This is a genomic window from Cobetia amphilecti (assembly GCF_020217465.1).
GTDB classification, from domain to species: Bacteria; Pseudomonadota; Gammaproteobacteria; order Pseudomonadales; family Halomonadaceae; genus Cobetia; species Cobetia amphilecti.
Map to the genome: position 1 here is coordinate 4,131,568 of NZ_CP084115.1, position 19,776 is coordinate 4,151,343.

The 19,776-nt window shown below is 60.5% G+C and carries 18 protein-coding genes; 10 read left to right on the forward strand and 8 right to left on the reverse strand.

The window, feature by feature from the left end; translation table 11 throughout:
- Positions 1–96: 96 nt before the first annotated feature.
- On the reverse strand, positions 97–1,140 hold the full coding sequence (gene argC / locus LCW13_RS17290) for an N-acetyl-gamma-glutamyl-phosphate reductase (protein WP_054556364.1): 1,044 nt from the start codon (positions 1,138–1,140) through the stop codon (positions 97–99).
- Between the two features lie 253 nt (positions 1,141–1,393).
- On the opposite strand from argC, the gene LCW13_RS17295 reads away from it, so the two are divergent.
- The 6 genes from LCW13_RS17295 (at position 1,394) to LCW13_RS17320 (ending at position 8,409) form a co-directional block, all read left to right on the forward strand.
- Positions 1,394–3,145: a chloride channel protein gene (locus LCW13_RS17295; RefSeq protein ID WP_153637018.1), complete on the forward strand. Its 1,752-nt coding sequence runs from the start codon at positions 1,394–1,396 to the stop codon at positions 3,143–3,145.
- A 168-nt stretch (positions 3,146–3,313) separates the two neighbouring features.
- Positions 3,314–3,745, forward strand: a complete 432-nt coding sequence (gene hemJ / locus LCW13_RS17300; RefSeq protein WP_225347449.1) for a protoporphyrinogen oxidase HemJ — start codon at positions 3,314–3,316, stop codon at positions 3,743–3,745.
- A 14-nt stretch (positions 3,746–3,759) separates the two neighbouring features.
- The gene (thiD, locus tag LCW13_RS17305; RefSeq protein ID WP_153636729.1) at positions 3,760–4,599 is read left to right on the forward strand and encodes a bifunctional hydroxymethylpyrimidine kinase/phosphomethylpyrimidine kinase; all 840 of its coding nucleotides are present in this window, start codon (positions 3,760–3,762) and stop codon (positions 4,597–4,599) included.
- Between the two features lie 250 nt (positions 4,600–4,849).
- On the forward strand, positions 4,850–6,142 hold the full coding sequence (gene hemL, locus LCW13_RS17310) for a glutamate-1-semialdehyde 2,1-aminomutase (protein ID WP_043331681.1): 1,293 nt from the start codon (positions 4,850–4,852) through the stop codon (positions 6,140–6,142).
- A 211-nt stretch (positions 6,143–6,353) separates the two neighbouring features.
- The gene (locus LCW13_RS17315; protein ID WP_225347450.1) at positions 6,354–7,874 is read left to right on the forward strand and encodes a bifunctional aminoglycoside phosphotransferase/ATP-binding protein; all 1,521 of its coding nucleotides are present in this window, start codon (positions 6,354–6,356) and stop codon (positions 7,872–7,874) included.
- A 124-nt stretch (positions 7,875–7,998) separates the two neighbouring features.
- On the forward strand, positions 7,999–8,409 hold the full coding sequence (locus tag LCW13_RS17320) for a hypothetical protein (RefSeq protein WP_215823642.1): 411 nt from the start codon (positions 7,999–8,001) through the stop codon (positions 8,407–8,409).
- Between the two features lie 150 nt (positions 8,410–8,559).
- On the opposite strand, the gene LCW13_RS17325 is transcribed toward LCW13_RS17320, so the two are convergent.
- The 7 genes from LCW13_RS17325 to LCW13_RS17355 all read right to left on the reverse strand — a co-directional run bounded on the left by LCW13_RS17325 (position 8,560) and on the right by LCW13_RS17355 (position 14,671).
- Complete coding sequence (locus LCW13_RS17325) at positions 8,560–9,810, reverse strand: hypothetical protein (protein ID WP_153636732.1); 1,251 nt, start codon at positions 9,808–9,810, stop codon at positions 8,560–8,562.
- Between the two features lie 244 nt (positions 9,811–10,054).
- Entirely contained in the window at positions 10,055–10,543 is a 489-nt protein-coding gene (locus tag LCW13_RS17330) for a hypothetical protein (protein WP_153636733.1), read from the reverse strand.
- Between the two features lie 357 nt (positions 10,544–10,900).
- A complete protein-coding gene (locus tag LCW13_RS17335) occupies positions 10,901–11,734 on the reverse strand; it encodes a CsgG/HfaB family protein (RefSeq protein WP_043331673.1) in 834 nt (277 codons plus the stop codon).
- 27 nt (positions 11,735–11,761) lie between these two features.
- Positions 11,762–12,175 (reverse strand): curli assembly protein CsgF, encoded by a 414-nt coding sequence (locus LCW13_RS17340; RefSeq protein WP_043331671.1) that lies wholly within the window; start codon positions 12,173–12,175, stop codon positions 11,762–11,764.
- A gap of 76 nt (positions 12,176–12,251) precedes the next feature.
- Complete coding sequence (locus LCW13_RS17345; protein WP_043331669.1) at positions 12,252–12,755, reverse strand: CsgE family curli-type amyloid fiber assembly protein; 504 nt, start codon at positions 12,753–12,755, stop codon at positions 12,252–12,254.
- 11 nt (positions 12,756–12,766) lie between these two features.
- Positions 12,767–13,450, reverse strand: coding sequence for a LuxR C-terminal-related transcriptional regulator (locus LCW13_RS17350; RefSeq protein ID WP_043331668.1), 684 nt, complete (start codon positions 13,448–13,450; stop codon positions 12,767–12,769).
- Between the two features lie 582 nt (positions 13,451–14,032).
- Positions 14,033–14,671 (reverse strand): LuxR C-terminal-related transcriptional regulator, encoded by a 639-nt coding sequence (locus tag LCW13_RS17355; protein ID WP_172978732.1) that lies wholly within the window; start codon positions 14,669–14,671, stop codon positions 14,033–14,035.
- A gap of 482 nt (positions 14,672–15,153) precedes the next feature.
- Between LCW13_RS17355 and rdgB the strand changes: the two genes are divergently transcribed.
- The 4 genes from rdgB (at position 15,154) to LCW13_RS17375 (ending at position 19,658) form a co-directional block, all read left to right on the forward strand.
- Positions 15,154–15,774 carry an RdgB/HAM1 family non-canonical purine NTP pyrophosphatase gene (gene rdgB / locus LCW13_RS17360; protein WP_131431073.1) on the forward strand — a complete coding sequence of 207 codons (621 nt, stop codon included), beginning with the start codon at positions 15,154–15,156 and terminating at the stop codon, positions 15,772–15,774.
- Positions 15,774–16,973, forward strand: a complete 1,200-nt coding sequence (gene hemW, locus LCW13_RS17365) for a radical SAM family heme chaperone HemW (protein ID WP_043331665.1) — start codon at positions 15,774–15,776, stop codon at positions 16,971–16,973. The genes rdgB and hemW overlap by 1 nt, the downstream gene beginning before the upstream one ends.
- 85 nt (positions 16,974–17,058) lie before the next feature.
- The gene (locus tag LCW13_RS17370) at positions 17,059–17,721 is read left to right on the forward strand and encodes an OmpA family protein (RefSeq protein WP_043331663.1); all 663 of its coding nucleotides are present in this window, start codon (positions 17,059–17,061) and stop codon (positions 17,719–17,721) included.
- A gap of 227 nt (positions 17,722–17,948) precedes the next feature.
- A complete protein-coding gene (locus LCW13_RS17375; protein WP_153636735.1) occupies positions 17,949–19,658 on the forward strand; it encodes a 23S rRNA (adenine(2030)-N(6))-methyltransferase RlmJ in 1,710 nt (569 codons plus the stop codon).
- Positions 19,659–19,776 lie beyond the last annotated feature (118 nt).

The window sequence follows — 19,776 nt, forward strand, 5'->3', positions numbered from 1 at the left end:
ACGGTATAGAGAACGGAATGACGCCTATTATCCCTATATCCGAGCAAAAGGGTCAACTTTGTCTGACGTGCTGCCTTGCGGGCGTACGCTGGCGGTTCAGGGCATCATCGCCGGCGCGCCGATCCCCATCATCTCATCGAGACCGAACATCAGGTTGAGGTTCTGGATGGCCTGACCTGATGCGCCCTTGACCAGGTTGTCGATCACCGACAGCACCACCAGAGTGTCGCCGTTGCCCGGACGATGCAGGGCGATGCGGCACAGGTTGGTGCCACGCACGCTGCGCGTCTCCGGATGGCTGCCCAGCGGCATGACATCGACGGCGGGGTGATCGGCGTAGCGCTGCTCGAACAGCGCCTGCAGATCTTCCAGCGTGCCGCTGAAGCCGCTCAGACGCGGATAGAGGGTGGAGTGGATGCCGCGGATCATCGGCGTCAGGTGCGGGACGAAGGTCAGGCCGACCGCGCTGCCGGCTGCCAGGTCCAGCCCCTGGGTGATTTCCGGCAGGTGACGATGGCCGGAGGCGCCGTAGGCCTTCATGGACTCGCCGGCTTCACACAGCAGCGAGCCGACCTTGGCACCGCGACCCGCGCCGGAGACGGCGGACTTGCAGTCGGCGATGATGTTGTCGGTCTCGATCAGGCCAGCTTCCAGCAGCGGGATCAGCCCCAGCTGCACGGAGGTCGGGTAGCAGCCCGGCACCGCGATCAGGCGCGCTTCGCGGATGGCATCGCGATTGACTTCCGGCAGGCCGTAGACGGCCTCGCCGAGCAGCTCGGGCGCGCCATGCGGCTGGCCATACCACTCGGCCCAGACGTCGGCGTCCTTGATGCGGAAGTCCGCGGACAGGTCGATGACACGCGTGCCGCGTGCCAGCAGATCGCCGGCCAGGGCGTGAGCGACACCGTGAGGCGTGGCGAAGAATACGGCGTCACAGGCGGCCAGCACCTCGGCATCCGGCTCGCTGAACGCGAGGGTGTCGTAGTGGCCGCGCAGATTGGGGTACATCTCGTCGACACGCACGCCCTTCTCGCTTCGCGAGGTGATCACGGTCACTTCCACCTGCGGGTGGCTGGCCAGGAGCCTGAGGAGTTCCACTCCGGTGTAACCGGTGCCGCCGACGATACCTACCTTGATCATGCTGCCTCCCCGCCTTCGGGCGGTGTCCTGTTGATGCGAGATGTAATCTTGTGTCCGATCTGCTGCTGCGACCTTTGGTGGCCTGTGCGCGAGACAGGCGTTGCGCCATGCTGTGCCGAGGTTGTCGGATTGCGCACGGTCGCGACGGTTCGCAATCGATATGATACACAGGTGTCAGGCGGGCAGTAATGCGCTGCCGACATGGATGTCCTCTGTCATTGCCAGTGCCTTCAAGGAGTCGTGAGTGTCACGCCTGACGCGTCCGCATCTGCCTCGTCCCAGTCTCGACAATTTTCGGCGCAAGCTGGCGGCGGTCGATGCACTCCCGCAACTGTGTCTGCTGGGGCTGGTGGCAGGGCTGCTGACCGGCTCATTGATGGTCGGTTTCCGCCTGCTGTTGAGCGCCGGTGCCCTGGGCTTCATGCCCGATGACAATCCGGAGAACTTCGAGGGGCTTGCCCCCTGGGTGCGCGCCTCGCTGCCGCTGCTGGCGGTGCTGGTGATCGGCATCGTGCTGGGGCGACAGCATCCGGCGCAGCGCAAGCTGGGCATCGGTCATGTCATCGAGCGCCTGACCTACCATCAGGGCAAGATGCCGCTGCGTGCCTGGCTCAATCAGGTCGTGGTCGGGGTCGTGAGCGTGCTCGGCGGTCTGTCGGCGGGACGTGAAGGCCCGGCGATCCACCTGGGCGCCGGCGCCTCGAGCTGGATCGGCGAGCGCCTCAAGCTGCCCAACAACAGCCTGCGCGTGCTGGTCGCCTGTGGCACCGCGGCGGGCATCTCCGCCTCCTTCAATACGCCGATCGCAGGGGTCATCTTCGCCATGGAAGTGGTGATGATGGAGTACACCCTGATAGGCTTCATGCCGGTGATTCTGGCCTCGACCACCGGCGCGGTGGTCACGCAGATGGTCTACGGCTCGGCGCCGGCCTTCGCGGTGCCGTCTCTGCTGCTGCATTCCCTGCTCGACCTGCCCTGGGTCATCGTCACGGCGCTGGTCATCGGCCTGCTGGCGGGGGGCTTCGTGCATCTGGCGCGTCAGCAGGCGCGCGTGGCACACCTGTCATGGGGGATGCGCATGGCGCTGGTCGGGGTCTCGACGGCCGCCGTGGCGTGGTGGTATCCCCAGGTGCAAGGCATCGGCTATGACAGCCTGGCCCAGTTGCTCGACGGCCAGCTGGCGCTGGATATCCTGTTGGCGCTGGTGATCGGCAAGCTGGTGCTGTCGGCACTATGCGTGGCCTGTGGCGTGCCGATCGGCATCATCGGCCCGGTGGTGGTGGCGGGCGCCGCTGCCGGGGCCTTGATGGGCATGTTGGGCGGCTGGCTGTTGCCGGACCAGGCCTCGGACATCGCGCTTTACGCCCTGCTCGGCATGGCGGCGATGATGGGTGCGGTGCTTCAGGCGCCACTGGCCGCCCTGATGGCACTGCTCGAATTGACGCATTCGCCGAATATCATCCTGCCCGGCATGCTGGCGGTGGTGGTGGCAGGCCTGACCTGTCGCCAGCTGTGCCATTGCCAGGGCTTCTTCATCTCGACGCTGACGGCGCAGGGCCTGCATCCGCTCCAGCAGCCATTGATGCAGGCGCTGTCGCGGGTGGCGGTGCCGGCGGTGATGGAGCGCTCGCTGGTCAGCGTGCCGCGCCGCATCACGCGTGAACGTGCTCGCGCCCTGCTCGACAGCAAGCCGGTCTGGCTGGTGGTCACGCGCTCGACGCCGGAAAAGCCGATGGTCGCGCTGCCGGCGGCGGATCTGGTGCGTGTGCTGATGGATGAGCACTGGCGGGAGCAGGAGGAGCTCGACCTGCTCGAGATCCCCGCTCAGCGTCTGGATCTCGCGCCCATCCACCTGCAGGCTACCTTGTCCGAGGCCTATGAGCGGCTGCTGCCCAGCGATGTCGATGCCCTCTATGTCGAGCACACCACGGCACCGATGATTCGCAAGATTTCAGGTATCATCACGCGGGATGCAATAGAGAGCTACTATCGCTATACGCCCTGAAGCGTGGCGTGGCACCTGCTTCTCAGGCGTGAATTCGCTCTGCGCGCGCCTGCCGCGACCGCATACCGCATGGGCCTTGGCGGTGCCACATGCCATCGTGGCGATCCGATTGCATCATCCGCGCGTCCACTTTCTGACCTTCCCGACCCTGACTGACGGAGCTCCCTCATGTATCTGTGGATCAAGGCTTTCCATCTGATTGCCGTAGTGTGCTGGTTTGCTGCCCTCTTCTATCTGCCCCGGCTGTACGTCTATCACGCCCAGGCGCGTGATGCCGGCGACCACAAGGCCATCGAGTACTTCAAGACCATGGAGCGCAAGCTCTATCGCGGCATCATGATGCCGTCGATGATCGCGACCCTGGTGCTGGGGATCTGGCTGCTGGCGCTGGTGCCGAGCTTCATGAGCATGGGCTGGATGCACCTCAAGCTGACCATAGTCGTGTTGCTGGTCGGCTATCACCATGCCTGTGGCCTGTATCTGAAGCAGTTCGCCGCCGACACCTGCAAGAGAACCTCGCGCTATTTCCGCTTCTTCAATGAAGTGCCGGTGCTGATGCTGGTGGTGATCGTCATCTGCGTCATCGTCAAACCGTTCTGAGGGATGGTTCAGCCATGACCGAGTGCTCAGCGCAACTGCCCTACGTGCTGGTATTGGCGGGGCATGATCCCAGTGGCGGCGCGGGTCTGATCGCCGACAGCGAGGCGATCCGCGCCGGTGGCGGCTGGGCGCTGACGGTGCCGACGGCACTGACGGTGCAGAACTCCTGCAATGTGCAGGCGGTGATCCCGCAATCGGGCGAGTCGATGCTCGCCATGGCCCGCACCCTGTGTGAGGACTTCCGCCCGGGCGCGCTCAAGATCGGTCTGCTCGCCAGCGAAGCGGCGCTCACGGCGTGCGTGACGCTGATCGAGGAACTCCAGCAGCGCTGGCCGGGGCTGCCCGTGGTGTGGGACCCGGTGCTCAAGGCGGGCGGCGGGCTGGAGCTTTCCACCGAGTCGCTGATCCATCAGGCGCGTGAGAGCTTGCTGCCGCATGTGGATGTGCTCACGCCCAACCGCGCGGAGCTTGCGCGGCTGGCGGCCTGCCCCACGGGGACGGGCGACGGCCGACTTGCCGAGCATCTGCTGGCGGCAGGTGCCGGGGCCGTGCTGGTCACCGGTACTGATCCTGTCGAGCGCGATACTGATTCGCTGGCTGAGCCGTCGGTGATCCATCGTCTGTATCGCCGTGACCACGCCACGCTCGCACTGGACTGCCCGCGACTGACGGGCAGCTTCCATGGCAGCGGCTGCACGCTGGCCTCGCACCTGGCGGTGCGTCTGGCGCGCGGCATGGCGTTGCCATCGGCATGGCAGGCTGCCCAGCAGGCCACCTGGCAGAGTCTCGTCGATGGCCAGCAGCGTGGGCGAAAAGGCGCGCTACCTGAGGCCCAGTTTCTGCCCTGGCGATAGCGCTATTGCCCCTTTCGATGCCGGCACCCCTTGCGCTCGCGCGGCTGCAACTCACCCGTGAGTCGCGTTAAGCTGTCGCCATCGATGGCATTCGGGTTATCCACACCCCCTTGCCGCCCCGAGGCTATCGGGCCGTTTCATCGCCTGTGGACAAGCTGCATTCACGTTATCCACAGCGTCTTTGTGTCTGATCCCCCTTTTCTCCATTTTCGCGGCCGATGGCCGCTCGCCGCTTATCAAGAGGTATGTCATGACCACGTCCGCTGCCCAGTTCGAACGCGCCAGCCGTCATATTCCAGGTGGCGTCAATTCGCCGGTCCGCGCCTTCAAGGGGCTGCATCGTCCGCCGGTGTTCATCGACCATGCCAAGGGCGCGTATCTGTTCGATGTGGAGAACACGCGCTATATCGATTACGTCGGTTCCTGGGGGCCGATGATCACCGGCCACGCCGATGAAGATGTGCTCAGCGCCGTGCGCGAGCGTCTCGAGAGTGGTCTGTCCTTCGGTGCGCCCACCGAGATCGAGTCCGAGATGGCCGAGCTGATCTGCGAGATGCTGCCGAGCCTCGACATGGTGCGCATGACCAACTCCGGCACCGAAGCCACCATGTCGGCGATCCGCCTGGCGCGGGGTTTCACCGGCCGCGACAAGATCGTCAAGTTCGAGGGTAACTATCACGGTCACTCCGACTCGCTGCTGGTCAAGGCCGGCTCCGGCGCGCTGACCCATGGCGAGCCCAGCTCCCCGGGCGTGCCGGCCTCGCTGGCCGAGCACACCATCACGCTGGACTACAACGACGCCGAGGGCGTGCGTCGTTGCTTCGCCGAGCTGGGTGACGAGATCGCCTGTATCATCGTCGAGCCGGTCGCCGGCAACATGAACTGCATCCCGCCGGTTCCGGGCTTCCTCGAAAGCCTGCGTGAAGTGTGCGATGCCCACGGCAGCGTGCTGATCCTCGATGAGGTGATGACGGGCTTCCGTGTCGCCCTGGGTGGCGCTCAGGCGCATTACGGCATCACGCCGGACCTGACCTGCCTGGGCAAGATCGTCGGCGGCGGCATGCCGGTGGGTGCCTTCGGCGGCAAGCGCGAGATCATGCACCACCTCTCGCCGCTGGGGCCGGTCTACCAGGCCGGGACGCTGGCAGGCAATCCGCTGGCGATGGCCGCTGGTGTCGCGCTGCTGCGCAAGCTCAAGGCGCCCGGCTTCCACGCCGAGCTTTCACGCAAGGTCGAGATGCTGTGTGAAGGCCTGGAAAGCCGTGCCAAGGCGGCAGGCATCCGTCTGATTACCCAGCATGCCGGTGGCATGTTCGGTGTCTTCTTCACCGATGACGCAGAGGTCAGCAATTTCGCCTCCGCCACGCGCTGCCGTCAGCAGGATTTCGTGACCTTCTTCAACGCGATGCTCGCCGAAGGTGTCTATCTGGCGCCGTCCGCCTATGAAGCCGGCTTCATGTCCGCGGCGCATACCGATGCTGATATCCAGGCCACGCTGGATGCGGCCGAGCGGGTCTTTGCGCAGATGTCCGCATCGAACTGAGTGCGACGCAAGACAGTACCTGAGTCCGCGGGTTGGCCAACGCAGACAGGAACCCGCTCGGCAGGCTGCCGGGCGGGCTGCCATCCGGTACACTTGTCGCCAACGATAGCGATTGCGCTAATGACCTTATAGCCAGCTTGCCTTAGCGGAGATGACCTTGAGCCAGGCCTTGATTCGAGCCCTTCACACAGCCGATTGCTTCGATCACCCCGTGAAGGATATCGAAGTGCACGAGACGCATATCTCGTGGATCGTGCTGACCGGCGACTACGCCTACAAGATCAAGAAGCCGCTGGATTTCGGCAGCTTCCTGGATTTCTCGACCCTTGAGCGCCGCAAGCTCCTGTGTGAACAGGAAGTGCGCCTCAACCGCCGTCTGGCACCGACGCTGTACCTGGATACCGTGGCGATCTCGGGCACGCCCGAGGCTCCGCGCATCGGAGACGACAGTGCTGTCTTCGAGTACGCGGTCAAGATGCGCCAATTCTCCAATCGCCATCTGTTCAGCGCCCTGCAGGCCAGTGGCGAGCTGTCGCTGGAATTGCTGGACGATCTGGTCGACCAGCTGGTGGCCTTCCACGAGCAGGCCGAGCGCATCCAGGGCGATAGCGAGCTGGGTAGCCCGCAGATGGTCAGTCGTACCATCGACAACGAGTTCGAGCTGATTCGTCCGCGCCTCGGTGATGATGCCGAGGCCATCAAGCGACTCGCGCTGCTCAAGCAGTGGACCGAAGAGACCTTCCAGCGCCTCAATCCCGAGTTCGAGCGTCGCTGGCAGGAAGGCTTCGTGCGTGAGACTCATGGCGATATCCATCTGGGTAACGCCGTGCGCCATGAAGGCCGTGCCCTGCTGTTTGACGGCATCGAGTTCAATGAAGAATTGCGCTGGAATGATGTCGGTTGTGACCTGGCCTTCCTGGTGATGGATCTCGAAGCGCGTGATGAGCAGGCCTTTGCCCATCATGCGCTCAACCGTTATCTCGAGCTCTCCGGCGATTACTCGCTGGTGCGTCTGCTGCCGTACTACAAGATCTATCGCGCACTGATCCGGGCCAAGGTGGCGATGATTCGCTATCACCAGCCTGACCTGTGTGAAGCGGATCGCGCCGATGTGCTGGCCGAGTACGAGCGCTATATCGGGCTGGCGGAGCGCTATAGCGAGATCCGCTTCCCTTACATGATCATCGGTGTGGGTGTCTCCGGCAGTGGCAAGAGTCGCTTCACCGAAGAGATGGTGCGTGAACTGGGCGGTGTACGCATTCGCAGCGATGTGGAGCGCAAGCGTCTGTATGGCTTTGCGGCGGATGCCGATACCGAGTCCGGGCTCAATGGCGGCATCTATACCCCCCAGGCCACCCATGCGACCTACGAGCGACTCTCGAATCTGTCAGCCACGCTGCTGGAATCGGGCATCCCCGTCTGCATCGATGCCACCTGCCTGAAGAAGGTGCAGCGTGATCGTCTGCGTCATGAGGCAGAAGCCCGTGGCCTGCCGGTGCTGATGATCAGCTTCGAGGCCGATGACGAGACGCTGCGCAAGCGCATCATCAAGCGTAGTCAGCGCAGTGGCGAGGCTTCCGAAGCGGGTCTGGAAGTGCTCGACAAGCAATTGGCCAATCGCGAGCCATTTGCGCCAGAAGAGCATGGTCAGCTGGTCCATATCGACACGACAGCGCCCAACGCCAATGTCACCTTGGCTCGCCTGATTCGTGAGCAGCTCAGGCTGCATTGAGACGAGCGATCGTTGTCATGGGGCATGGCGGAATGACCGCCATGCCCTTTTTTGTATTGCATAGTGCGCTCCCGAGTGAGCCTTGGCTTTGGTTGGGAAGCTATGCATCTGGAAAGGAAATATCATGCGCCAACAATGCGTAAATACCGCCGCCGCTGCCATCAGTCTGGCACTGCTCGCGGGCTGCTCCAGCCAGCCGACAACCGCTGATCTCATGCGCGGTCAGGCTGAGGAAGCCAAGGCCGTCGCCAAGGTGCGTGATCAGCTGGCCGATAATTGGGAGAGCGGCAAGTCTCTGGTGGCCGCGGGTGAGAAGCAGATCGTCAGTGGTGAGAATCTGGTCAATGATGGCGAATCCAATATCGCCAAGGGCCAGGCGCTGATCGACAAGGGCAATGGTCAGATCAAGAAGGGCAAGGCGCGGATCGCCAGCGGTAACAAGCAGGTCAGCAAGGGCCGTCAGATGGTGGATGAAAGCCTTGAGAGTTATCGCAAGTCCTTCCCGGAGAATGTCGTGACACCGCCAAAGAAGTAACTTGCCGCTGCGATAGATGTTTCGCGGCTGGTACTGGAAGGCCGCTGACAACCCTGTCAGCGGCCTTTTTCATTATGGGGATCCACCGAGCGGAAAAACGAAAAACCCCGCTTGCGCGGGGTTCTGTAAGACATCCTGGCTGGGGCGTGATCAGTACTGCATCACGTTGGCTACGTTGCCACCGCCAGTCTGGGTGATGGTGGAAGAGTTGGTGAAACCAGTCTGCGTCACATTGGCAGTATTCGGCGCAAAGCTCATGAAGCCGCCAGCCTGCTGCAGAATGGTGGATTCGTTATGTCCGCCTACCTGCAGCACGGTCGCACTGTCGTTGTAACCGGTCTGGGTAATATAGGACTCGTTATCAACCGCCCAAACCTGCGTGACATTGGCATCGTTGTTGAAGCCGCTTTGCTCAGTCATGGCCAGATTGCCCAGGCCAGCCTGCTTGATATCAGAATCATTGAAGGCACCGCTCTGAATGACCATGCTACGGTTACCGTAACCGTACTGGTCTATCTCGGAGTCATTGTGGAAGTCAGACTGAGATACGCTGGCACGGTTGTAGCCACCCGCCTGATTGATATCGGAATCGTGTGACTTGTCGCTTTGCATGACACGAGCTCGCTGATGCTTGCCGGATTGTGCGATGTCCGAGTCACTGAAGGCCCCCGTCTGCATGACACGTGCCTTGCTGTACTTCCCGCTCTGTAACACGCTGGAGTCATGGTAGATGCCGCTCTGGCTGACGGAAGCGACGTTGTAGTCACCGCTCTGTTCGACATCCGAATCATGGCCGAGGCCCATCTGGGTCACGGTCGCTTTCTCGTGACTACCGCTTTGCGTGGCAATGGACGAGTTGAAGGCGCCTGTCTGGGTCACGGTCAACTCATTGAAACGACCACTTGAGTTCGGGCCGCTATCGCCTTGCTTGGAGACGGAGTTGTTGCGCAGGCCTTCCTGGGTGATGGTGGCCGTGTTCTTGAAGCTTTTCTGGTCGACATCAGCGTGGTTGCGGCGGCCATCCTGGTAGACAGTTGCTATCTGTGCCTGCCCCCTCTGCAGGACATCCGCCATATTGGCCAGGCCTTGCTGGTTGACACTGGCAATGCTCGCGACGCCGCTCTGGTAGACAGTGGCGCCGTTGAAGGCCCCTGTCTGGTCAATATCACTGGTATGCTCTCCGGCGTTGAACGGGTTTCCATTGCGATCACCTTGGGTGACCGTCGCGCCATTGGCGAAACCGGTCTGATCGATGTCGGAAGCATTGTCCACTGCCATCGCATGTGAAGAGAAAGCGACAGCGGCAGCCAGCAAGCTCATTTGGATTTTCATGGTTTGTTCCCTTGTGTAGATCGTTTTTTGAGTTGTGTTTTTATTATTGATTTTCTTCTGGTCGTGCATCCCCTGACATGATGACGGTCTGGTTTTTCGTGATCCGCGACATCATGTTGTACTGCTACTGCTCTTTTGTGCCCTTTCCAGAAGGTTGTGTTCGTCATGCAGGACTTTTGACTACATGAAAGCGAGAACACCTCCTGGCTAAGCAAAATCCATATTGTCGATTCGACGAAAGCGAATATTCAGCCACCACCTTCACAAGCATCATCGTCATAGAGCGATGTCATGCGAGCCATCGTGGTAAAGATCACTGTTGTATGACCTGGACACGCATATGGCCCCGTGAATATTGAGTGATACTTGCCGGTACCTGACTACTGGCCTGTTGTAGAAGCGTGGCGCTTCCCCCGATGCCTGTCTGCTGAATGCTGGCGCTTTGCCCAACACCTTGCTGAATGATCAGCGCATCATGATATTGGCCATGCTGAAGAATGCTGGCTTCATGCAGGGCACCCTCTTGCAGCGTGTATGCCGTGTTTCCATTGCCATATTGATCGACACCTGCTTCATTCAGGGCACCGCTCTGGTCAATCAATGAGGCGTTGCCATTGCCATGCTGAGCGATCATCGCTGTGTTGTACGTGCCAGATTGCTCGATGACGGCCACTGAGTGGCTGCTTCCCAATTCGGAGGTGGTCGCCAGGTCATTGGCCAACACCCACAAGCTGAATGTCAGTGATGAGAAGAAAAGGCAGGCCTGTAGCATTCTTCTTTGTTGATGCTTTGCCGAAGCCATGGCGTGAGTCCATCCAGGTGACCGTCTAAGTGCTCTAACTATTGGTCTTTATCGAGGCCATCACCATCAGTCCTTTTCGGGTTTATGAGGGCTAGAGCTTGCTACTTATAATGTCTTGCCCAATAGCGGTGAGTAATGACAAAGGGTGGCCAGATTTTCAGCACCGTTCAGGGAGGTATTACTGTTGACGGTATTAGGCGCATGATATTTCATGCTTTGTTGTTTTATTTATTTCTTATGTTTTGCGCAGACACGAAAAAAGGCAGCCACCTCTTGTGAGGTGACTGCCTTTTGAGGGAAAGATAAACACCGCGAATACCAAGATGCTCTCTACGGGGTCTTGAATGTGGGCTGGCTCTACAACATCGGGGTCGGGGCTTGCAGGTAATCCATCAGCTCTGATGTCTGAAGGCTGTCCGGGTCCTGGAGAACCCAGAGCTGGCGTTCGACGCCTTGCGCAATCAAGTGAATCACGGCAGATTCGATGGCGGACATGACCGCCATCTGTACGGGTTCATTGCTGGTATACCCCGCTTCCATCTCCAGCAAGCGACTGAAATCGATGAAGCGATAGACGCCCGCCCTCAGCTCGCGTGAGTAGATCGTCTTGCTGGTATTGACGTTGGCGATGACCTGCCCCGTGGTGATATCGACAGCGCGCAGATTGACCGTCACCTGGTCCACCTGATACTGACCAGAGGCGCCGATCCCGAAGTATTCCGCGCCCGCCCCGCCTGTTCTGACATTGGAGTCAAAGGCAATGATGCCACCCTCGAACAGCAGGTTGGCGGCTTGCAACGCGGCAAGATCATTCTGTCCCGTGCGCTCCATGTTGGCGCGGATGATCTTGCGCTCTGTCAGCAGGTTCTGCAGTCCCACGCGCTCGAGTGGGATGAACCAGCCGGAGTCCGACAATGCGGCGCTCAGCATGGCGGCGCCACCCTGGGTGACCGCCGTAGAGAAGGTACTGGCAGGGGCAGGCCGGTACTGGCCCGTCTGGTCACGGAAGTCATAGATGGCGACCGGAATACGCCCGGCGGGAGGCGGCAGACTGATCAGGTCTTGATAGGTGGCGGTTCTTGGCATCAAGGTGCTGGGCACCCCTTCAAGACCCTGGGTATTGGCGACCATCGGCGCACAGCCTGCAAGCGCCAGGCTGGCAACGGCCAGCATGGGAGTGAGTATCTTCATTGGACGAAACCCTTCATCAGTAGCGGATCAGAATGTATTGCCTGATGTGCCGAGGTTGATGACGGTGGTTTCACCTGTGGCGCGGTCAAGCACCTGCATGGAGAAACCGCCATTGCCGTTGCTGACCACTTCAATGCGCAGCTGCGCACTGTCGATCACGCTGGAACGGCCGGGTTCCGTAGCTTCTACGGCGTCGGTGATGGCATCAGAGACCAGGCTGTTGCGCAGGTCATTGATGAAGATTTCGGTATCGGAGAGGCTATCGAAAGAGTAGGCATCAGGATCCTCATGGGTGTCCTGGGCCTGGGCCTTGCCAAGCAGGTAGCTGCCATTGAGAGGGTTGCCACCGAAACTCGGGTTGATGGGCTGATAGATGAGTTCACCGGCATATAGCGGCATCGCCGACAACAGCAACGACACCGCGAGTGTCTGATGCTTCATGATGTTCCCCTGTTCCCTTGCGTATTGTCAGGGTCTCCGTGTCCGGAGCCCATTTATTATGTCGGTCTTCAATACATCAGAATTCGTCACCGGCCATGTCCGGGTCGTTGCGCAGGGCTTCCATGACCTTGCGACGCAGGAACTGGTCGGAGACGCTTGATACAGCGGCGCTGGCGTACATATCCACGTCATTAAGGCGCGGAGGGAGCGTCGCTTCATACAGAACGTTGTTGCCTTCGGTGATCCAGATGAGGCTGCCCCAGCGTGCTGAGGGGCGTTCATGGATGCTGAGGGATGTGTTGCGGATGGCTGGGCTATCGAGGCGTTGCTGGCTGAACTGGCGGAAGAAGGTCTTGCCGATCATGGTCATGGTGCGATCGATCATCACGCCGCTGAGACCGTCGGAGAGCGTGGGACGAGTGCGCTGGATGGCGACCCCATCTTCCCCCTGACGGCGAGCCTGCTGCTCTTCACTGGCAACGGATACCTCGGGTCGCACCGCCTCCGGCGCGGATTGCGCGAAGGCGGGCGACAGACTGAAGCATGTCAGTCCCCAGGCGACCACCTGGCGGCTTGTCATGCCCCGACCGTTCACGACATCTGTGCTCTGCGAGCGATGCGTGGGGTGCGCGAGACAGGCATTGCCAGGTTCTGACGTGCCCAGTTCATGGCCTGAATGCGGTTATGCACCTTGATCTTGCGGAAGATGTTGTAGAGATGTGACTTGACCGTGTGTTCACTGACGAACAGCTGGTCAGCAATCTCGGTATTCGAGGCACCCGTGCCCAGCAAGCCGATGATTTCCACCTCACGCTGGGTCAGACCACAGACCGGGCGATAGGCGTTGAGCTGCTGACGGCGATAGAAATCCAGCAGGCGGGTCATCAGCGGTCGGGACATCCACATGTCGCCTTCCAGCAGTTTCGCGATGCCCTTGCTGATCAGTGAGAGGCTGTCCTGTCGGTAGAACACGCCTTGAAGATGGGTGCTGACCAGCAGGCTGGCAGCTTCCTCTTCATCACTGATGTTGATAGCGGCCAGCTCTGCGCTGGCATCCTGGCTGGCATCTGCATCCCAGCGTTGCATCGTGCCTTCATCGACGTGGTCGGTGTCCAGCAGCACTATCGTTCTTTCTGCCTGCCCGGGTGTGTAATCCTCGTCGGGGCTTGCGGAAGCCACCTGACACTCAAGCTGCTGGCGAATGTAATCCATGAAAAGCGCTGACTGCGGATTGCAGTCAGTCACCAGCAGCACCATTGCGTTCCCTGTAATCATGGTGCGAGACCTCTGAGTTGTCGTACCGATTTTTCTTGGCGGAGCCATATCTGAAGTGTGGTTGGGTGAGTCGTGTAGCACTGCACTCATTCACGTCGGGCATTACGCGCTGAGCACCTTTATAGGATTGCGCGATAGTGGGGATAAGGCAACCTCTAATCAGTACTTGCTAAAATAACCAGTTTATCCTTCCCCTCCAGTCCTGATTTGACCCAGAAAAAGAATAGGAAAAACAGTACGTAAACCTGATGAAATTAGCGCCGGTCATGATGACCCTTCTCGAGAGTGCAATGAAAACCAGACCTTTGCGCTTTTTTTACCAAGCTTTTCACTGGTTCAAAGGTACCACAGATCTAATGCTTGAAGGCTTCTCTTTAATGTCATTATGTAACTGGGCTTGTCTTTTTGTATCCCCGCATTCGAGGGGTGTCAGGAATGCGACGCAGTACTGCGCATGAGTCATTTCACTCTTGAAAAGTGAAGCGCTTACTACGCGTAGCCGACGTGAGACATGCTCTGTCGCTGTGGTGACCTCACAGATCCAACTGCTGGAAGAGATGCTCGTCCAGCGTCACCTGAGCCTCAGGATTCCGGCTCCGTCGTGCGCTTGGGGATGTAAAGGTTGAGGTGCTCGTGGGCCCACTGGATCGCCTGATGGCGGTTGTGGACTCTGATCTTGCGAAAGATGTTATATAAATGAGACTTCACGGTGTGCTGGCTCAACATCAATCTATGCGCGATATCTGCATTACTTTGCTGTGACGCTATGAGTGACAATATTTCCAGTTCTCGTTGTGTCAGTCCCATGACAGGCTGGAAGGCAATCTGTTGTTGTTGACGATAATGACGAATCAACGTCTGCATGATATTGCGAGTCAGCCAGTTTTCATTCTCGAGTATCTTGCCGATACCCTTGCTGATTTGTTCAAGGCTGTCCTGGCGATAGAAGATCCCGCTGAAAGGAATATTCAGAAGTAGTGAGATGGCATCGTCTTCATGTTCGACATTGAAGGCAGCGATCTTGTCGATATGGCTCCATCGCATCATCTGGGTCAGACTGCACTGGGTGCTGTCGATCAGCACCAGGCTGGGAGATGACGGCAGTGGGGCTTCATGGTGGCAGGCCTCGACGACACATTTCAGTGTCTCTTGCAGGTACTCGACGAACAGTTCGGTCTGCGGTGAAGGGCTTGTCACGAACAGGACTCTGGTAGCAGTCATGGGGCGCTCCTGTCGCAAGCGTTTTGGGGGGCTCATCATCAGCAGGCTGAGGCGGAGACATGAATCCACGGTGATTCGATGGTTGTCTTGAAGTCTAGTCGAGTGACACCTGGGGGCTGGCGCTGCGCATAGTGTTAGATGGCATAACGCCCATTTCTTTTATTTCCCACTTAAAGGCTATACAAAACATCGAGTTACGGGTTTTTTTCGGTTGATGTTTACTTGCTTGAGCCGCGAGGCACAGACAAATCCTGCACAGGCATTAGCCCGCGCTGAGGCAGATAGCCTGTATCGGCCTGTCAGTCTTCAAGTTGAGCACATGAGTGACATCGGCCCATGACACCATGGATCTCAGTCGTGCCTGGCGCAGACCCCTCGCGTGTACGCACCGGACTCACGCGCTAGAATGGGGTGCTGCAAGCGCCTCGCCCGTGTGACTCACACGCGGCCGCATTCTCGTTGTTCCTACCCCGGAGATTCACATGTCCGCTTCTTCTCTCGTACTGGCCAGTGGCAATGCCGGCAAGCTACGTGAATTTTCCCACTTGCTCGCACCGCTGGGGATCGAACCGATGCCTCAAGGGCAGCTGGGAGTGAGTGACGCCGAAGAGACAGGGCTGACCTTCGTCGAGAATGCGTTGATCAAGGCGCGCCACGCCGCAGAGGTCACCGGCCTGCCGGCGCTGGCCGATGATTCCGGGATCGAAGTCGATGCGCTGGGCGGGGAGCCGGGCATCTATTCCGCACGCTTTGCCGCGCGGCGTCAGCAAGGTAGCGGTGATGGTGACAACAACGCCGCCCTGTTGGCAGCGCTTGAGGGCGTGCCTGAGCAAGCGCGTACGGCGCGCTACTGGTGCGTGCTCGTCTATCTGCGCCATGCGGCAGACCCGGTGCCGATCATCGTTCAGGCCAGTTGGGAGGGACGTGTCCTTGACGCGCCACAAGGCGAGGGTGGCTTCGGCTATGACCCGCTTTTCTGGCTGCCGGAGCATGGCATGACCGCCGCGGCCCTGGATGCCGAGACCAAGAACCGTCTCAGCCACCGGGGACGTGCGATGCAGCAGTTGCTCGAGGCGCTTGCAGCGCAGAGCGGTCAGGCGTGATGTCCGCCGCGAACCTGCCGCCTCTGTCGCTCTATATTCACGTGCCGTGGTGCGTGCGCAAGTGCCCTTACTGTGACTTCAACTCCCACGGGGTCGGGCGTGATGCCGGCTTGCCTGAAGAGGAATACATCACGGCACTGCTGGCCGATCTCGATCAGGACCTGCAGTTGCTGCAGGGCCAGCCCGAGCGTGAATTGCACAGCATCTTCATCGGCGGCGGCACGCCGAGTCTGCTGAGCGGGGCGGCTTACCAGCGACTGTTCGATGGCCTGCGGGCGCGCATGACGTTCTCTGCCGACTGCGAGGTCACGCTGGAGGCCAACCCCGGCACACTGGAGCAGGGCCGCTTTGCCGCCTATCGTGCCGCCGGCATCAATCGCTTGTCATTGGGCGTGCAGACCTTCCAGCCGGAGCAGCTCGAGGTGCTGGGGCGCATCCACTCCGCTGAAGAAGCCGGGCGCGCGGTGGCCAGCGCACGGGCGGCGGGCTTCGACAATTTCAATATTGATCTGATGCATGGCCTGCCGGGCCAGACATTGGAGACCGCGCTGGATGATATCCGGCGTGCGCTGGCACTCAAGCCGACCCATCTGTCCTGGTATCAATTGACGCTGGAGCCGAATACCGAGTTCTATTCGCGCCCGCCGGTACTGCCGGAAGATGATCTGCTGTGGGATATCCAGGATCACGGTCACGCCGAGCTGGAGGCTGCCGGTTTCCGTCGTTACGAGATTTCCGCCTATGCCCTTGAAGGGCGCAGCGCGCGTCATAACCTCAATTACTGGAAATTCGGTGATTACCTGGGCATCGGAGCGGGCGCGCACGGCAAGTTGACGTTGTTGAAGACCGACTCGGCAGGGAACTTGAACGGCGAGTTGCAACTCCAACGCCGTTGGAAAAGTCGTCAGCCTGAAGCGTACTTGCGCAGGATGCAGGACCCTCGCGGGTTCGTGGCGGGTCAGCAGGAAATTGACCGCGATGAGCTGGCGCTGGAGTTCATGATGAATGCACTGCGCTTGACCGGGGGTGTCAGCTTCGAGGATCTGCGTCGCACGACCGGGCTGGATCGCGAGGCATTGGAGCCGGGCCTGAGCCAGGCGCGCTCGCGCGGGCTCATCGTTGAGGATGACGTGCTGTTGCGCGCCACGCCGCAGGGCTTATTGTTCCTCAATGACCTGCTGGCCATGTTCGACACCTGATTGATCAGGCATTATCGGAGGCATGACGATTATTTGCGCAATTGTCGTCTTGCCTTTAATGAGTGTGTAGATAGGGAGCGTTACCATGAAGAAGTCTGTACTCCTGGCCCTGCCGTTGGCAGCCGCCGTCGCGATGGCGGGTTGTTCCACGACCAACCCGTATACCAATGAGCAGCAGACCTCCAGTGCGGCGAAGGGTGCCGGCATCGGTGCGGTCGTCGGCGCAATCGCCGGGGCGACCAAGAGTGGTAACCATCGTCTCGACAAGGCGCTGATCGGCGCCGCTGCGGGTGCCGCCGCGGGCGGTGGTATCGGCTATTACATGGATGTTCAGGAAGCCAAGCTGCGTGATCAGCTGCAGGGCACCGGTGTCAGCGTGACCCGTGTCGGCGACCAGATCATCCTCAACATGCCGTCCAACGTCACCTTCGGCTCCGACTCCAGCACCCTGTCCGGCCAGATTCAGCCGGTCATGGATGGCGTCATCACCGTGCTCAAGGAATACGACGAGACTCGCGTCAACATCGCGGGCTATACCGATTCCACCGGTGCCAGCAATTACAACCAGAACCTGTCCGAGCTGCGTGCCCAGGCCGTCGGCAACTATCTGGCCAGTGGTGGCATCGCCTTCAACCGTCTGAACATGCGCGGTTATGGTGAAGCCAGCCCGGTGGCATCCAACGACACCGCCTCCGGGCGCGCCCAGAACCGTCGCGTCGAGATCACGCTGACGCCGATGGAAAGCTGAGACCCATCAGCTGTCATGGCGACATGACGGTGAATGACCACGAGGCCTGCGCATTTGCGTGGGCCTCGTTGCTTGGCAAGCACGGCTTTTGGGGTGACAAGTGATCATCTCTGCTATCCTTCAGCCCCTTCGGCGGCCTTGTCTGGTTTTCCTCTCGTCGCCGCCCCCCGATTTCTATCTGCTGCCTCGCTGGATGTGGCAGATATCGCCGTATCAAGGAGGCGCTCTTGCTCGCCTATCAGCACGCCTATCACGCTGGCAATTTTGCCGACCTGCACAAGCACCTGCTCGCCACCACCCTGGCCGAGCAACTATTACGTAAAGAATCTCCTGTTACGTTTATCGATACTCACGCCGGTCGTGGCTGGTATCCGCTGGCGGCCCGCGAGACGGAACAGCTGCGCGAATACGAGCAGGGCGTTCTGCCGTTGTGGCAGGTGCGTGATCGCTGGTTGACCGATGCGGGTGAGCCGAAGACCCCGTCAGCTGACAAGCCGCTGGCTCGCTGGCTGTCACGTCTGGCGGACATGCAGCCGGATGCCGCCAAGGGCAGCGCCAGCGAGCTGAGCGTCTATCCCGGTTCGCCCTGGTGGCTGAGCCAGTCGCTGCGCCGCGGCGATCGCCTGTTGGCCTATGAGCTGCATCCGGGCGAGATCTACCACTTCGATCAGGCGCCGGTGCAGCGTGACAGCCTCGGCAAGGTCATGCGTCGTCAGCAGGATGGTCTGTCCGGTCTGTTGGCGGCCGTGCCGGTCACCACGCCGCGCGTCGCCGTGCTGATCGACCCCAGCTATGAGCTGAAGAATGATTATCGTGATGTCGCCGAGGTCGTGGTCGAGACCCTGCGCAAGTCACGTCATGCCACCATCATGATCTGGTATCCGCTGCTGCCGGCGGGGCGTCAGCATGATCTGCTCGAGCGTCTCAAGAAGCATTCGCCGGCACCGATGTGGCGCAGTGAGCTGACGATCGATTCACCGGAAGGCGAGCACGGCATGTACGGCTCCGGCATGCTGGTGATCAATCCGCCGTGGCAGTTCGATCGTCAGTTCTCCACCGCCATGCAGGAAGTGGTCGAGGTGCTCAAGGGCGCGCTGCCGGCTCCGCAGTCGGTTGCCGTCGAGCACAAGGGCCTGTGGTGGCTGTCGGAGGAGGTCGCCCGCGAACGCAACGAGCCCAAGCCGATGCCGCGTGAGCGCCTGCTGTCGCTGCGCAAGCTCAACCAGAAGGTCAAGCGCGACAGCGATGTCGAGGTGACCCAGGCCAAGCCCAAGCGCGAGAAGCTCAAGCGCGGTGAAGGCTGGGCCAAGCCTCGCGTGCGCAATGACAGTGCGACGCCCAAGGCCAAGGGCAAGCGTCATTCCGCGACTGCCAAGCCCAAGACCAGCATCAAGGCGCAGGTCAAGGATGAGGTCCATGGGCATTCCGCGCCGAGCCAGAAGCGCGTCAGCGAGAAGCCTGCCGAGCGCAAGTCGACGGCCGCTGTCGAGCCGACTCGTCCGCGTGGCAAGGGCGAGACGGCAGGCAAGGGAGCGGGCAAGGATTCTGCCAGCTGGAGCGACTGGTCCTCCAGCGTGCCGGGTAAGGGCCGCCGCGAAGGCTCCACGCGGGTCAGCATGCGCAGCACGCCGGCGATTGGTCGTGATGGTCAGGTCAACCCGAACAGCACGACCAAACTGCCCAGAAAGTACGCGGCCAAGCAGCGTCCTGAAGACAACAAGGATGTCGGCAAGCCGCTGGATGCGCGTGAAGCGCGTGCCCTGCGTGAGAAGCAGGAAAGCAATGCCATGAGAGGCAAGGCTGCCAAGGGCGGCGCCAGCAAGGAAAGCTCTGGAAAGTCAGCAGCTGGCAAGACGAATTCAGGCAAGACAGCGCCTGCCAAGGACAGCTCTGGCAAGACTCAGAGCAACAAGCCACGCGGCCCGCGCAAGCCGTGATGGCTGAGGTGAACGCAGAACGCTGAGCGCCATATCAAGAGCTCGGACTGACAACGCCCCCATAGGCCATGCCTGTGGGGGCGTTTGCATTGTGGGTGTTTAGATAGTGGGGCGTCTA

What these genes read in the sequence shown, in the direction of transcription:
- argC (WP_054556364.1), bottom strand. Translation starts at nt 1,140, where the DNA reads ATGATCAAGGTAGGTATCGTCGGCGGCACCGGTTACACCGGAGTGGAA.
- hemJ (WP_225347449.1), top strand. Translation starts at nt 3,314, where the DNA reads ATGTATCTGTGGATCAAGGCTTTCCATCTGATTGCCGTAGTGTGCTGG.
- thiD (WP_153636729.1), top strand. Translation starts at nt 3,760, where the DNA reads ATGACCGAGTGCTCAGCGCAACTGCCCTACGTGCTGGTATTGGCGGGG.
- hemL (WP_043331681.1), top strand. Translation starts at nt 4,850, where the DNA reads ATGACCACGTCCGCTGCCCAGTTCGAACGCGCCAGCCGTCATATTCCA.
- LCW13_RS17320 (WP_215823642.1), top strand. Translation starts at nt 7,999, where the DNA reads ATGCGCCAACAATGCGTAAATACCGCCGCCGCTGCCATCAGTCTGGCA.
- LCW13_RS17325 (WP_153636732.1), bottom strand. Translation starts at nt 9,810, where the DNA reads ATGCACGACCAGAAGAAAATCAATAATAAAAACACAACTCAAAAAACG.
- LCW13_RS17330 (WP_153636733.1), bottom strand. Translation starts at nt 10,543, where the DNA reads ATGGCTTCGGCAAAGCATCAACAAAGAAGAATGCTACAGGCCTGCCTT.
- LCW13_RS17335 (WP_043331673.1), bottom strand. Translation starts at nt 11,734, where the DNA reads ATGAAGATACTCACTCCCATGCTGGCCGTTGCCAGCCTGGCGCTTGCA.
- LCW13_RS17340 (WP_043331671.1), bottom strand. Translation starts at nt 12,175, where the DNA reads ATGAAGCATCAGACACTCGCGGTGTCGTTGCTGTTGTCGGCGATGCCG.
- LCW13_RS17345 (WP_043331669.1), bottom strand. Translation starts at nt 12,755, where the DNA reads ATGACAAGCCGCCAGGTGGTCGCCTGGGGACTGACATGCTTCAGTCTG.
- LCW13_RS17350 (WP_043331668.1), bottom strand. Translation starts at nt 13,450, where the DNA reads ATGATTACAGGGAACGCAATGGTGCTGCTGGTGACTGACTGCAATCCG.
- LCW13_RS17355 (WP_172978732.1), bottom strand. Translation starts at nt 14,671, where the DNA reads ATGACTGCTACCAGAGTCCTGTTCGTGACAAGCCCTTCACCGCAGACC.
- rdgB (WP_131431073.1), top strand. Translation starts at nt 15,154, where the DNA reads ATGTCCGCTTCTTCTCTCGTACTGGCCAGTGGCAATGCCGGCAAGCTA.
- hemW (WP_043331665.1), top strand. Translation starts at nt 15,774, where the DNA reads ATGTCCGCCGCGAACCTGCCGCCTCTGTCGCTCTATATTCACGTGCCG.
- LCW13_RS17370 (WP_043331663.1), top strand. Translation starts at nt 17,059, where the DNA reads ATGAAGAAGTCTGTACTCCTGGCCCTGCCGTTGGCAGCCGCCGTCGCG.